The 13,507-nt window shown below is 40.0% G+C and carries 10 protein-coding genes; 8 read left to right on the plus strand and 2 right to left on the minus strand.

Annotated elements, in window-relative coordinates:
* Window positions 1–149: 149 nt before the first annotated feature.
* Window positions 150–563 (minus strand): hypothetical protein, encoded by a 414-nt coding sequence (locus tag GQR45_RS02560; RefSeq protein WP_007581772.1) that lies wholly within the window; start codon window positions 561–563, stop codon window positions 150–152.
* Between the two features lie 426 nt (window positions 564–989).
* On the opposite strand from GQR45_RS02560, the gene GQR45_RS02565 reads away from it, so the two are divergent.
* The 8 genes from GQR45_RS02565 to GQR45_RS02600 are packed head-to-tail and all read left to right on the plus strand — an operon-like array spanning window position 990 to window position 11,612.
* Window positions 990–3,350 (plus strand): TonB-dependent receptor, encoded by a 2,361-nt coding sequence (locus GQR45_RS02565; protein ID WP_165725045.1) that lies wholly within the window; start codon window positions 990–992, stop codon window positions 3,348–3,350.
* 24 nt (window positions 3,351–3,374) lie between these two features.
* Window positions 3,375–5,528, plus strand: coding sequence for a bifunctional TVP38/TMEM64 family protein/FAD-dependent oxidoreductase (locus GQR45_RS02570; RefSeq protein WP_101216402.1), 2,154 nt, complete (start codon window positions 3,375–3,377; stop codon window positions 5,526–5,528).
* Between the two features lie 2 nt (window positions 5,529–5,530).
* Window positions 5,531–6,349, plus strand: a complete 819-nt coding sequence (locus tag GQR45_RS02575) for a DUF547 domain-containing protein (RefSeq protein ID WP_165725046.1) — start codon at window positions 5,531–5,533, stop codon at window positions 6,347–6,349.
* Window positions 6,336–7,670, plus strand: coding sequence for an ABC transporter substrate-binding protein (locus tag GQR45_RS02580; RefSeq protein ID WP_165725047.1), 1,335 nt, complete (start codon window positions 6,336–6,338; stop codon window positions 7,668–7,670). The genes GQR45_RS02575 and GQR45_RS02580 overlap by 14 nt, the downstream gene beginning before the upstream one ends.
* Entirely contained in the window at window positions 7,667–9,421 is a 1,755-nt protein-coding gene (locus tag GQR45_RS02585) for an ABC transporter permease subunit (protein ID WP_165725048.1), read from the plus strand. The genes GQR45_RS02580 and GQR45_RS02585 overlap by 4 nt, the downstream gene beginning before the upstream one ends.
* Before the next feature lie 55 nt (window positions 9,422–9,476).
* Window positions 9,477–10,115: an ATP-binding cassette domain-containing protein gene (locus GQR45_RS02590; RefSeq protein ID WP_002960109.1), complete on the plus strand. Its 639-nt coding sequence runs from the start codon at window positions 9,477–9,479 to the stop codon at window positions 10,113–10,115.
* A 32-nt stretch (window positions 10,116–10,147) separates the two neighbouring features.
* Window positions 10,148–10,828 (plus strand): CDP-alcohol phosphatidyltransferase family protein, encoded by a 681-nt coding sequence (locus GQR45_RS02595; RefSeq protein WP_024607849.1) that lies wholly within the window; start codon window positions 10,148–10,150, stop codon window positions 10,826–10,828.
* Entirely contained in the window at window positions 10,821–11,612 is a 792-nt protein-coding gene (locus GQR45_RS02600) for a sterol desaturase family protein (protein ID WP_007581758.1), read from the plus strand. The genes GQR45_RS02595 and GQR45_RS02600 overlap by 8 nt, the downstream gene beginning before the upstream one ends.
* 34 nt (window positions 11,613–11,646) lie before the next feature.
* On the opposite strand, the gene GQR45_RS02605 is transcribed toward GQR45_RS02600, so the two are convergent.
* Window positions 11,647–13,428 (minus strand): alpha/beta hydrolase, encoded by a 1,782-nt coding sequence (locus tag GQR45_RS02605; RefSeq protein WP_165725049.1) that lies wholly within the window; start codon window positions 13,426–13,428, stop codon window positions 11,647–11,649.
* Window positions 13,429–13,507 lie beyond the last annotated feature (79 nt).

Below are 13,507 nucleotides of genomic sequence, written 5' to 3' on the forward strand. Positions count from 1 at the left end.
ATATAAAAAGGATTATTTTTAGAAGATGACAAAGAGATTGGATTATTAAAAGAAGTACTTAAAGGCTATACATTGGGCTGAAATAGTAAATAACTCAGCCCAATGTATTTTTAGCTACAACCTTAAGGAAGGGTATAGCTATTGTTTTATTACTTTACAGTAAATTTTACGTCTTGGTCGCGTAATAAGTAAAGTGCAAAACACGCAGCCCACATTGGCCATGCAGTGAAGAATAATAAATTGTTAAAGCCATCTATATACTGGTTGTACGAAGAAAGCGTTGATAAGCCATGCATTACAAAAATGATTCCGTAAGTTATGCGCTTTTTAATACCCGCTAAAAATGCCAATACTAATACAAGTTGTAGAGCACCGATAACATAAGCAACTATGTCAGATGAGCCACTAATACCGTAAAAATGTTCAAAAATACGTGCGCTATGACCAGGGTTTACGAATTTATCGAACGTCCACATAACCATTACAATAAATACGCCTAAACGCAAAGATAAAAGTGACCATTGCAAACGGTTTTGCACATCAGAACTCATTGAACCTGTCATAAAATTTCCTTAAATGAATATTAATAAACGTTGAAGTAACCTAGACCGTATAAGTTATTTTTTATTTCAAAAAAATTTAATTATTTTAAATAAAAAAGTAATTAAGCCTCGTAGTAATAAAAGTGAAGCTTATTTTAGGAATTTTAAAATGCTGCGTAAAAGTTAACAATTTTAAAATGTTAGCAGGTGAAAAGTAGTCTATAATTAAAAAAGCCAATTAAAAGCAAACATTTACATTCACTCTAATACAATCGCTCTATTAATATTTTATCAACTAATAAAACAATAGTACTTAATTACCACCTTTATAATGCATCCGTTTTGTTATGTTCTAAAAAACAAAAAGAATCGAAATTTTACTGAAATTTATTTTTAATCCTTTCGGTCTTTATCGCCAACAACATTTTAACCGTAGAGAGAAAACGCTTGAAACACGCATATTTAGCACTTTCCCTAGCCACCATATTAAATACACCACTTAATGCTTTTGCAGCCGAAGAATCAAAAACAACAAAAGATGGCGCAATAGAACGCATTGAGGTGGCAGGCCAAGTTATTAAATCTCAAGGTCTTTCGGTTAAAAACGCCACTGTAGACGGCCCTTTTGGCGACAACTTAGCCCTACAAGATATAGCCCGCTCAGTCACACCAATTTCAAGCGAGTTAATAGAACAACTCAATATTACGACTTTACAAGATGTACTTGCCGTAAGCCCTAATACCTATTCAGCCAGTGGTTTTGGGGCACCCAGTTTACCTACTATTCGTGGGCAACTAGGTGAGCTTTTCCAAGATGGTACACGCCGCCAAGCCGGTAATAATGGCTTTGGCGTGCCGTTATCGTTCAACTCTATAGAACAGATAGACGTGGTAAAAGGCGCGCCGCCGGTATTATTTGGCTCAAGCCAACGCAACGGTGGTTTTGTAAACTTACATTCTAAAAAAGCATCAACTGACGAAAGTAAAGGCAAAGCAACGGTATCTGCAGGTCGATGGGATCAGTACAGTGTTTTAGTGGATTACAGTGCACCCATTGTAAAAGATAAAGTAGGTTTTAGAGTAAGCGCTGAACACATAGATAACGGCAGCTACTACGATTTTTCAGGCACAAAGAGCGACAGCTTATTTGCATCATTACGCGTATTACCCGATGACAAGAGCAGCTGGGATATTAACTTTGAGTTATATCAAGTTGAATTTACCGATAACGCAGGTATTAACCGCCCTACTCAAGCGCTAATAGATAATGGCCTTTATATTACCGGCCAAGGCGTGCAAGCAAATGGCAGCACAGTACCGGCAGCAGGTTCAATAATCTCACCAACTGGGCAAGTAAAAATAGACCGTAGTACAGTACTTACCGACCCTGATAATCAAAACGAAGCCACTACTTATTTACTACACAGCATTTATAAGCGTGAACTTTCAAACAATGCATCAATAAAAAACATTACGTATTTTCAGCACTTACAACGCGAAGAAATTGCACAAAATAGCTTTGTTGAAATTATAGATGGTGCCGATACCGCGCAAAACCGTACCGAGCTTACCTATCTTTGGAATAGTAATCAGCAAACTATTTTTGCATTTGATGTACGTTATAACCGCGTACTAGGCTACAGCCAATTTACAACAGAAGCCGATTTACCTATTGATTTAACTGGCCCACTTTCAAACCGCCGCATTCCTTTGACTGATGCACAACAAGCGCGTTTAATTGAAATTAGCCCAGGTGTATTTGTATCCCCTGGTGGTCAATATGATATTAATAATGACGGCAGTGGCGACTTTAACTTATCAGACACTACCGATTCACGTTCATGGCAAACAGGCTTTGCTATTCAGCAAGATTCTGATTGGACAGATAAGTTTCATACAAGCGTTGGCTACCGCATTGATTTTTATGACGTAGACGCGCACGACCCAATAGCGCCAGAGGGTGAAATTGCAGCTCGCGATAGCATTAACGATAAGCTACATTCTGGGCAAATAAGCTTTAACTACCGATTAAACGGTGATTACACCACTTATGGTGCAGCAAGTTACAACGAAGCCACATCAAATAGCATGGCTGGCGGCACGTCTCTTGGTGGCGACAACACGATTAGCGCGCAAAACTTTTCAACCGAAAATACTTTAGTTGAATTTGGTTTAAAATACGCACCAACAGACAGTGATTGGTACGCCGATGGAGCAGTATTCAGCCAACGTCGTAGTTTACGTAATCGCGATGGTAGCAATACCGGCATTCGTACTACCGGCTTTGAAAGCCAAGTATTTTATGATGCTTACCCTTATTGGCTAAGTGCTGGCTACAGCTATATTGATGCTCGCTACGATAATTCTGCAAGTAGCCAAGATTCAGCTCAAGTAGCCGATGCATTTGACAACTCACGTCCAGATATTATTGAAGGTACCAGTGTTGGCGCACCTAGCTTTACCGCTTTTGCACCTTCAAACACCCGTGTACAGGGTATCCCTGAGCAATCGTTCAGCTTTAACGGAAATTATTCAATTAATTCGAAATGGCAAACGGGTTTTTCAGGTCTATATACAAAGAGTTACCCATTAGACTTTTTGGCGACAGTAAAAATTCGTGATCAGTACACACTAAACGTAAATACTAGCTATGCTTTTACGCCTAGTACCAAGTTACGATTAGATGTGAACAACGTAACGAATCAAAAAAACTGGCGCCCAGTATTTGAAGGCGGTTACTTTGGTGCAACTTTAGCTTTTCCTGAGTTGCCAATTAACGCCAAGCTTACGCTTACCCATAATTTTTAAAGACAAGTTTGAAAGAGAGAGAACATGATTAAAAAAATATTTCTATTATTGATTGCAGCGGCCGCCGTCGGCCTGTTCTTTCATTTTGACTTACACCAACTACTTACGCTTGATGGTTTAAAAGGGTCAATGGATCAGTTTAGCGATTACAAAGAGCAGTCACCGTTGTTGGTTATTGGTGGGTTCTTTTTACTATACGTAGTTGTAACAGCTCTCTCTTTACCAGGCGCCGCTATTTTAACACTTGCCGCAGGTGCATTGTTTGGCTTGGTAGAGGGTTTATTAGTTGCATCTTTTGCCTCAACTATTGGCGCAACACTTGCCTTTTTAGTATCGCGTTACTTACTACGCGACACTATTAAACAACGTTTTCCTGAGCGCTTAGCCGCAATTGATGCAGGCGTTGAAAAAGAAGGTGGATTTTACTTATTTACTCTTCGTTTAGTGCCGGTGTTTCCGTTCTTTTTAATCAATTTACTAATGGGTGTTACCTCAATAAAGTCATGGACTTATTACTGGGTCAGCCAAGCAGGTATGCTAGCCGGTACATTTGTATTTGTTAACGCAGGTACGCAACTAGCTCAAATAGATAGCTTATCTGGCATTTTATCGTTCAACTTAATTTTATCGTTCGCTTTGTTAGGAATCTTCCCATTTATTGCTAAAGGAATCTTAAACGTGTTTAAAAAACGTCGCGTATACAAAAACTACACTAAGCCTAAAAAATTCGACCGTAACATGATTGTTATTGGTGCAGGCGCAGGTGGTTTGGTAACAAGTTATATTGCTGCTGCTGTTAAAGCAAAAGTAACCCTTATTGAAGCCGGCGAAATGGGCGGCGACTGTTTAAACTACGGTTGTGTTCCAAGTAAAGCAGTTATTAAAAGCGCTAAAATTGCAGAACAAATTCGCCATGGTGAAAACTACGGCCTAGAAAACGCAACACCGCAGTTTTCGTTCAAAAAAGTAATGGCACGTGTACATAAAGTTATTGCCGATGTAGCACCACACGACAGTGTTGAGCGCTACACCGACTTAGGCGTAGATGTAGTAAAAGGTTACGGTAAATTAATAGACCCGTGGACTGTAGAAATTAAACTTAACGACGGTGGCACGCAAACACTCACCGCTCGTACTATTGTGATTGCCACTGGCGCACGCCCATTTGTACCGCCACTACCTGGTATTGAAGAAACTGGCTATGTAACAAGCGATACATTGTGGAATAAATTTGCAGAGCTAGATGAGGCACCTAAAAAACTTGTAGTACTAGGCGGTGGTCCAATTGGTAGCGAATTAGCACAAAGCTTTGCACGTTTAGGTTCAAGTGTTACGCAAATTGAAATGAGCGAACGCATCATGATCAAAGAAGACCTTGAAGTGTCTACTTTTGCTCACGAAGCGTTAACCGAAAGTGGCGTTAATATTTTAACATCGCACCAAGCACTTCGCTGTGAAACGCGCGATGGTAAAAAATATATTGTTGTTAAACATAACGACAAAGAAATAGATATTGAATACGACGAGCTATTATGCGCTGTTGGTCGAAGTGCGCGCCTAAAAGGTTACGGTCTTGAAGAGCTAGGCATAGAAACAAACCGCACAGTAGTAACTAACGAATACCTAGAAACACTGTACCCAAATATTTTTGCAGCAGGCGATATTGTAGGTCCATACCAATTTACACATGTGGCAGCCCATCAAGGTTGGTACGCAGCAGTAAATGGCTTATTTGGTCACCTTAAAAAGTTTAAAGTAGATTACCGTGTTATTCCGTGGACTACGTTTATTGACCCAGAAGTTGCACGTGTTGGCTTAAACGAGCAAGACGCAAAAGACAAAGGCATAGATTACGAAATTACTCGTTTTGAATTTGAAGAGCTAGACCGTGCAATTACCGACAGCGCTACAAAAGGCTTTATTAAAGTGATTACACCCAAAGGCAAAGACAAAATATTGGGCGTTACCGTGGTATCTGAACACGCTGGTGATTTAATTGCTGAGTTTGTACTGGCAATGAAACACGGCTTAGGTCTTAACAAAATACTCGGTACTATACACAGCTACCCTACTTGGGCTGAAGGTAACAAATACGCAGCAGGTGAGTGGAAACGCGCTCATGCACCTGAAAAAGTGCTTAACTTACTTGAAAAATACCACACTTGGCGTAGAGGTTAATTATGTTTAAAACACCTCTAAAAGCATTGCTACTTGGTTCGGCTTTAGTTGTAACATCGTTTGCAACATCATTTTCGGCCCAAGCCCAAAACATGCACGATAGCTGGAATGCATTGTTAAATAAGCATGTTGTCGCTATTAACCATAATCACAGTACTGAGGTTGATTACGCTGCCATAAAACGTGAGCATGCCCAGCTAAAAACGTATTTAGATTCGTTAACGGCTGTAACGCAAAGCGAATTTGACGCGTGGGAAAAGCCTAAGCAACTCGCTTTTTTAATCAATGCTTATAATGCGTGGACTGTTGAACTTATATTGACTAAGTACCCTGATATTAAGTCAATTAAAGACTTAGGGAGCTTTTTTAGCTCACCATGGAGTAAAGAGTTTGTGCCATTACTTGGCAAAACTCGCAGCCTTGATGGTATAGAACATGGTTTAATTCGTGGCAGCGGTAAATACAACGACCCACGCATTCACTTTGCAGTAAATTGCGCAAGTATTGGTTGCCCAGCGCTTCGAGAAGAAGCGTATACAGCCACTGATTTGGAAAGCCAATTGCAAGAGCAAACAGTGCGCTTTTTATCAGATATGACACGCAATATGGCTCAAGAAAATACGCTAAGCGTGTCTTCAATATTTAAGTGGTACGGCGATGACTTTGAAAAAGGCTTTAGAGGTACAAACACGCTACAGCAGTTTTTCTTGCAATACAGCGATGCACTTAAACTGATACCCGCTCAGCAAAAAGCACTAAAAAATGATGACATGAAAGTTAAATTTTTAGACTATAACTGGGATTTAAATGTTCGCCATTAAGTTTTGGCAAACACAGGCGCGATACAGCTTTTGCTGTGTCGCGTTTTGCGTTTGTACAATCGCAAATTTTGCTGCTTTTTCGAGCACTGCGTTTGCTAATACCGTTATTAACTCAAATAGTAAAAGTAATTTAGTAATAAACACACAACAGGGATCTCGCTGGCAACAAGTTCAAACACTTGGTAGCAATCAAGATGTATACTTTTATGCATGGGGTGGCGACGCGCAAATAAATGCTTATATTCAATGGGCAGCGCAGCAAGTTAAAACTAAGTACAACATTAACCTAGTGCATGTAAAATTAAGCGATACCAGCGAAGCAGTAAGCCGTGTACTTGCCGAAAAATCAGCAAACAATAACAACCAAGGCAGCGTAGATTTAATGTGGATCAACGGGGCTAACTTTGCCACCATGAGTGAGCACTCTCTGCTTTTAAAGCAATGGGCAAATAAACTCCCCTACTTTGCATTAACCGATCCGGCTAATAACCCTGCTGTAACCTTTGATTTTGGTTTACCTACCAATGGGATGGAAGCGCCATGGGGGCAAGCGTCACTTACATTTTATTACGACAGCATTGCAATAAATGGTAAGGCAAACAATAAATTGCCGACGACATTAAACGAATTATTAAACTGGAGCGCGCAAAACCCTGGTCGCTTTAGTTACCCAAAGCCGCCTGACTTTTTAGGTATGAGCTTTTTAAAATACGCCTTAGTTGTACTGCATCAGCAAAGCGGCGAAAACATTAAAGCGCAGCTAAACCAACCAGCTACAACTAAAAATACGGCACAAGTATTAAACCCACTGTGGGACTTTTTAGATAAACTACACCCAACGCTTTGGCGTAGTGGCAGTCATTTTATGCAAAGTGGTGCTCAAATGCGCCGCCTTGTGGACGATACAGAGTTGAGTTTAGCCTTTACTTTTTCAGCACCTGAAGTACCGGCAGCTGTAAAACGCTATGATTTACCAAACAGCATTCGCAGTTACGCAATGAGTGATGGCAGTTTAAGTAATACCCATTTTGTGGCAATTCCTTACAATGCAAGCCACCAGCAAAGTGCACAATTAGTGGCTAATTTTTTACTCAGCCCTGAAGCGCAAGCTCAAAAGCAAAAAGCGCATATATGGGGCGATAAAAGCGTACTTATTCAATCAACGTTAACGCCTGAACAGCAAGCCTTATTTAAAACAGCTAAACCGCATCCAAGTGCACTGCCTTTAAACAGTATTAAACGCACATTGAGCGAACCTCATCCAAGCTGGGTAAACGCCATTATGCAAGGTTGGCAAACCCGTTATGGAGTAAGCCAATGAGCGTTATTTCAAAAAGTGTACCAGTAAATACCAAAGCAACAACGCAGTGCAGCACCGATATGTTTACGCGCATTGTAAAATTTAGCCCACGATTTTTACTCGCTTTACTTATACTACCCGTACTTGGTGGCTTAATTAGCGTATTGCTGCCTGCCTTTGGTTATGCGCCCGTACTTGAGCAAACAACGTTTAGCTTGCAAGGTTTTAATGCCCTTTGGCAAACACCTGGCCTTACTCAAATGGTTACCTTAAGCGTTGCAACGGGCTTAATAAGTACTCTGCTTGCATTTATCATTACCTTAATGATTTTAGCTGCGTTTTTTAATAGCCCGTGGCTTAACCGAATTCAGCGTTTATTGAGCCCTATATTAGTGATACCTCATGCCGCAGCCGCTATTGCGGTGGGGTTTTTAATTGCCCCTTCAGGTATGATTTCACGCTTAGCGTCGCCTTGGTTAAGCGGCTGGGAACTTGCGCCAAACGGTATGTTTCCGCATGATTCGTTCGGTATTAGTATTATTTTAGGCTTAACACTAAAAGAGCTTCCCTTTTTATTACTAATGGCACTGGGCGTACTTGCTCAACCTGAGCTTGGCAAAAAATTACGCCAACAACATAAGGTTGCGCTTAACTTGGGTTATTGCCCAATGACCGCCTTTTTTAAAGTAATACTGCCAAGTCTTTATCCGCTACTGCGTTTGCCGCTTTTAGCAGTGCTTGCCTATGCAAGCGCAAGTGTAGAAATGCCTCTTATATTAGGCCCAAATACACCACCTACGTTGGCCGTTGCAATAATGCATTGGTTTAACGATGTTGATTTAAACCTGCGTATTAAAGCCTCAGCGGGTGCTTTATTACAACTGGCTGTTACAGGCGGTTTGTTAGCCCTTTGGCTTGGCGGGGAAAAGGCCGTAAAAGTGCTATTTAGCGACTCTCTCACTAATGGAGTGCGCGAATACGGCGGATTTTATTGGCAAAAAATAACGGTCGTACTCACCACATTAGTAATTAGCTTTATACTGTTGTCACTTATTGGTTTAGTTATGTGGTCGGTTGCAGGTTTTTGGCGCTTTCCAGATGCAATGCCTGAGCAATTTACACTACTGCATTTTAAAAGTGCGCTAATGCAAATGGGCAGTCCGCTTTTTAATACGCTAGCAATCGGTTTAGTAACCACACTATTTGCCATTATTCTTACTTTATTGTGTTTAGAATCAGAGCAGTTGAGTGACAAACCTATTTCTCGTTTTACCAGTTTAATTATTTACTTACCGTTATTAGTACCCAGTATTGCCTTTTTGTTTGGGCTAGTATGGATACAACAATTGGTAAATAACCAAGCCGCATTTTTTAATGTGGTACTTACGCATTTACTGTTTGTGTTGCCTTATGTGTTTTTGTCACTTGCGAGCAGTTATAGGCGCTTAGATCCTCGTTTTGCTCATGTTGCAGCAAGCCTAGGCGCAGCGCCATGCAAGGTGTTTTTTAAAGTAAAACTACCTCAGTTGTTTGCCCCTATTTTAATTGCAGCCGCACTGGGCTTAGCAATTAGTTTTGGACAATACCTCCCCACGCTTTTAGCTGGCGGCGGGCGCATAGCCACAATAACAACCGAAGCCGTTACGCTTGCCAATGGCGCAAGCAGACGCACCAGTGCCGTGTACGCTATTATGCAAATGGCGTTGCCACTTATTGGATTTATACTGGCATGGGGTTTACCTAAATATTTTTTCAAAAGTGCACGTGCTTAAAAGTGCACATATTTAAAGCACCCATGTTTAACACTATCAGGGTTAAGGTTTTTTAATGCAGTCATCGTTACAGATTAAAAATTGTCAGCTTTATCGCCAAAATGAGCTGTTACTTAGCTTAAACGAGCAAGTTAATGGCGGTGAAATTCTGACTATTATGGGCCCATCAGGCAGTGGTAAATCAAGCTTATTAAATTGGCTTACGGGTACTTTACCAAGTAGCTTTAAGGCTAACGGTGAGGTGTGGCTTAATGGTCAAAATATCGATAACACCCCTCCACACTTGCGCCATATTGGAGTGCTTTATCAAGACGCTTTATTGTTTTCGCATTTAACTGTTGCTGGTAACATTGCCTTTGCAATGCCCAAAGGTAATAAAAAACAACGCCTTGAAAAAATAGAACACGCACTTGAGCAAGTAGGTCTTAAAGACATGGGTAATCGTCACCCCGATAACTTATCGGGCGGGCAACAAGCCCGTGTTGCATTATTACGTATGCTGCTGAGCGAACCTAAAGCCATTTTACTCGACGAACCCTTTAGCAAACTCGACACCCAGCTGCGTGTTGATACACGCGAACTCGTGTTTAGCCAAATACGCGATCATAAGCTACCTGCAATTATGGTAACTCACGACCATAGCGATGCCGACGCTGCAAATGGCAAACTAATTACTTTAAATAGCGCACTTTAATTCGTGGCTTTAATACGCATAAGGCAACAAACATGCTAGACAAATTTATCACCCCTGTAATTAAGCCACTTTTAACACCTGTGGTTATGCTTATGCATAAACGCGGCATAACTGCCGATCAGCTCACTGTGGTTGGCTTTTTAGTTGGCTTATTAGCCGTGCCATTACTGGCATTTGAAATGTGGTACGGGGCATTAGTTGCCATTGCTTTAAATCGAATTTTAGATGGACTTGATGGCGCATTAGCACGCTATGCAAACCAAAGTTCAAGCGCGGGTGGCTTTTTAGATATCACACTCGACTTTTTATTTTACGCGGCTATTCCGCTTGGCTTTATTTTGGCAAACCCTGAGCAAAACGCGATAGCGGGATCGTTATTACTTGCCACTTTTATTGGTACGGGCTCAAGCTTTTTAGCTTTTGCGATTGCCGCCGAAAAATTTAAACTCGAAAAACCGCAATTTAAATACAAAAGCTTTTACTACTTAAACGGCTTAACCGAAGGCACTGAAACAATAGCGCTATTTATTGCATTTTGTATTTGGCCGCAGCACTTTGCGGTTATGGCGAGCATTTTTGCTATTGCGTGTGGCATAACTATTTTTACCCGTATACATGGCGGTTATCACACGCTTAAGCAACAAGAAGCCGATGCTAACAAAGCAGCTGAAAACATGCCTAGCAGTGCAAATTCAGAGGTAATCAATGACTAATGAAGTATGGTGGCGACTCGGCTGCTTTTTTAGCATTTTAATTATAATGATGCTGCTTGAATGGCAAAAGCCTGCTCGCCAAGCACCTATTAAAAGCAGTACACGTTGGTTTGCTAATTTTGGGTTAGTGTTTGCTTCATCAGTTATTGCGCGCTTAGTGGTCCCTATTGGGTTAACCGCCGTGGCACTTTACAATCAAGAGTATGGCATTGGCTTATTTAATCAAATAGCCCTACCAAGCATTATAATTATTATATTGAGCATACTTTTACTCGATATATTAATTTACTGGCAACATAGGTTATTTCATCAAGTGCCTATTTTATGGCGCTTACATCGCGTACATCATGCCGATGCACATGTAGATACCAGTACGGGCTTGCGCTTTCACCCTATCGAAATTGTACTGAGCATACTTATAAAACTCATTGCAGTAACTGCTCTTGGCGTACCTGCCATTGCGGTACTTATATTTGAAATAGCACTTAATGGTTTAGCATTATTTAATCATGCAAATATACGCCTACCTAATGCCATTGAAAAACCACTTCGTTTAATATTAATGACGCAAATATTACATAGAATTCACCATAGCCAAGTGGTTAGTGAAACTAACTCAAACTATGGTTTTAGTGTAATTTGGTGGGATAAATTATTTGGTAGCTACAAAGATAAAGCTAAAAAAATCGACGCAGATATAAATATTGGCTTAAAAGAATACCCAAGCAAAAAGCAAAATGCCTCATTGTGGGGCTTATTGATCATGCCTTTTAAAAATAAGTGAGCATAAGCTCACTTATTTAATATATTACATCAGGTTATTTACTTTTTATATTTTTTATTGCTTTTAAAATGTCGTCTGGGCGCTGAAAAACTGCCATATGATCGCTATTACTTAGAGGTATATATTGCCCACCCGATTGCTCACTAATTTGCTGGCTCCATAAAGAGCCCTCTTGTTGCCATAATACTAAATTATCGACGAAGTCAGGTTCTGCATTTTTAATATCATACGATTCAAAATCAGTATCTATAACGGAGATTGGAGTGGATGTGGCTATATCGGCACTAATAACACGATTTAAATCATCATGATAATTCATAATCTCTCTTGCTCGTGTTACTTGTTTATCAATTTGAGTACGGCTTTGGCTTATTAAGTCAAAGTACGGCCAATTCATTTCTGCTTTATACTGTGAAGGGATGAGTGTTTCGGTCGTTGTACGTTCATCAATTAATTTATCTCGAGTCCTTTGCGTCCAATTACCTTCTTCTATATGTGTGATTAAGGTATCACCCGCGTCTCTATACCAATATACGGGCCAATCTTGATACAAGCTAATAGAGTGTGGCAGCAAAACATCGGGGTCAATCCACACCATACCGTTAAGGCTAGTTACAAATTGTGAATCAGGTGAATTTTGCCATAAGTGAGCCAAAATATTTGCACTGGCAAAGCTAACAATAATTAGCTCCTTTTCATTAAGCAGTCCTAACGTTTTATCTAATGCAGGCACAAAAGAAGCATACGATGGTTGCTCAGCAGGGCTACTAAAACCGCTTCCAAAGCGTTCTATGACGTGTACACGATGGGTTTTTGCTATCAATGGCTGCAGTAAAGCAAACCAAGCACTGTCACTATGAAAGTTTTTATTAAAGCCCGATAAAAGAATAATCGCGGGCCCCGAATGTTCAAGGCCCATGCTACGTACATGTACATCGTTTTTTTGTTGTTGATCAACGCGATATAATTTTGAGTAGGTATCGAGTTTAGTTTTACTTACTGTATCAAAAAAGCTTATTAATTCTTCCGTGGTGTTAAAACTACTAAATGCCCAACTATGCCCACCGCCTTCAATTGCTACCAATTGGTTGATATAGCTATCATTTTTAAATGTATATTTAGCGATTGCCTGACTTTTTTCTAATTGTACACCCGAATCAATACTGTTTTCTTTGGCTATTATTTCAATAGCAAGCCTACTTGGGATTAATCCAAAATTTGAATGAGTTTTACCTTCAAAGGGTAAAGTCTGATCATTTGTGCCATGTACCATCATGTAGTTGGTGTGATTTACTATCTCGCATCGTTGAGACAGCTGCTCTGACATAGGCGAGGCAACTGATGCTATGGCCGCAAACTTTAAACTACTATTACACATTAAATTTTGTGTAAATAAACCTCCTTGAGAAAACCCGACCGCAAAAAGCTCTCCATCAATAATGTTGTATTTAGCTTTAACATCATCAACAACATTTTCGACAAACACCAAATCATTAATGCCTAATCGATGGGGTTTATTGCAATCACATCCTTCATTCCACTCTTCAACTTTTGATTGTGGGTAAACAACTATATAATTTTCTGATGCAGATTCAAACGCAGCCATACTCTGCATATTTTTAGCGCTCTGCCCAGAACCATGAAAAGCTAATAAAAGCTTATAAGATTTTTTTGTATCAAAGTCATTACGTGGTGTTGCCACATAATAACTTCGATTTTTTAATTTAACTTTAGTTAAACCCTTGGGCTGGGTACTTGTTAAACTCGAATCCTTATTAGTACCATTACAACCGGCCATTAATAATGTGACAGTCATTATTTTCAATAATAAATATAAATAAGTACGCATCTTCTCTACTCTCATTAAATATGAGTTGGTAGCAAATCATATACTT

The sequence above is a fragment of the Pseudoalteromonas sp. SA25 genome, from assembly GCF_011378705.1.
Classification (GTDB): domain Bacteria; phylum Pseudomonadota; class Gammaproteobacteria; order Enterobacterales; family Alteromonadaceae; genus Pseudoalteromonas; species Pseudoalteromonas arctica.

Bases quoted from the DNA above. Each gene is read 5' to 3' on its own strand.
- GQR45_RS02560 (WP_007581772.1), bottom strand. From the start codon at position 563: ATGACAGGTTCAATGAGTTCTGATGTGCAAAACCGTTTGCAATGGTCA.
- GQR45_RS02570 (WP_101216402.1), top strand. From the start codon at position 3,375: ATGATTAAAAAAATATTTCTATTATTGATTGCAGCGGCCGCCGTCGGC.
- GQR45_RS02575 (WP_165725046.1), top strand. From the start codon at position 5,531: ATGTTTAAAACACCTCTAAAAGCATTGCTACTTGGTTCGGCTTTAGTT.
- GQR45_RS02580 (WP_165725047.1), top strand. From the start codon at position 6,336: ATGTTCGCCATTAAGTTTTGGCAAACACAGGCGCGATACAGCTTTTGC.
- GQR45_RS02585 (WP_165725048.1), top strand. From the start codon at position 7,667: ATGAGCGTTATTTCAAAAAGTGTACCAGTAAATACCAAAGCAACAACG.
- GQR45_RS02590 (WP_002960109.1), top strand. From the start codon at position 9,477: ATGCAGTCATCGTTACAGATTAAAAATTGTCAGCTTTATCGCCAAAAT.
- GQR45_RS02595 (WP_024607849.1), top strand. From the start codon at position 10,148: ATGCTAGACAAATTTATCACCCCTGTAATTAAGCCACTTTTAACACCT.
- GQR45_RS02600 (WP_007581758.1), top strand. From the start codon at position 10,821: ATGACTAATGAAGTATGGTGGCGACTCGGCTGCTTTTTTAGCATTTTA.
- GQR45_RS02605 (WP_165725049.1), bottom strand. From the start codon at position 13,428: ATGACTGTCACATTATTAATGGCCGGTTGTAATGGTACTAATAAGGAT.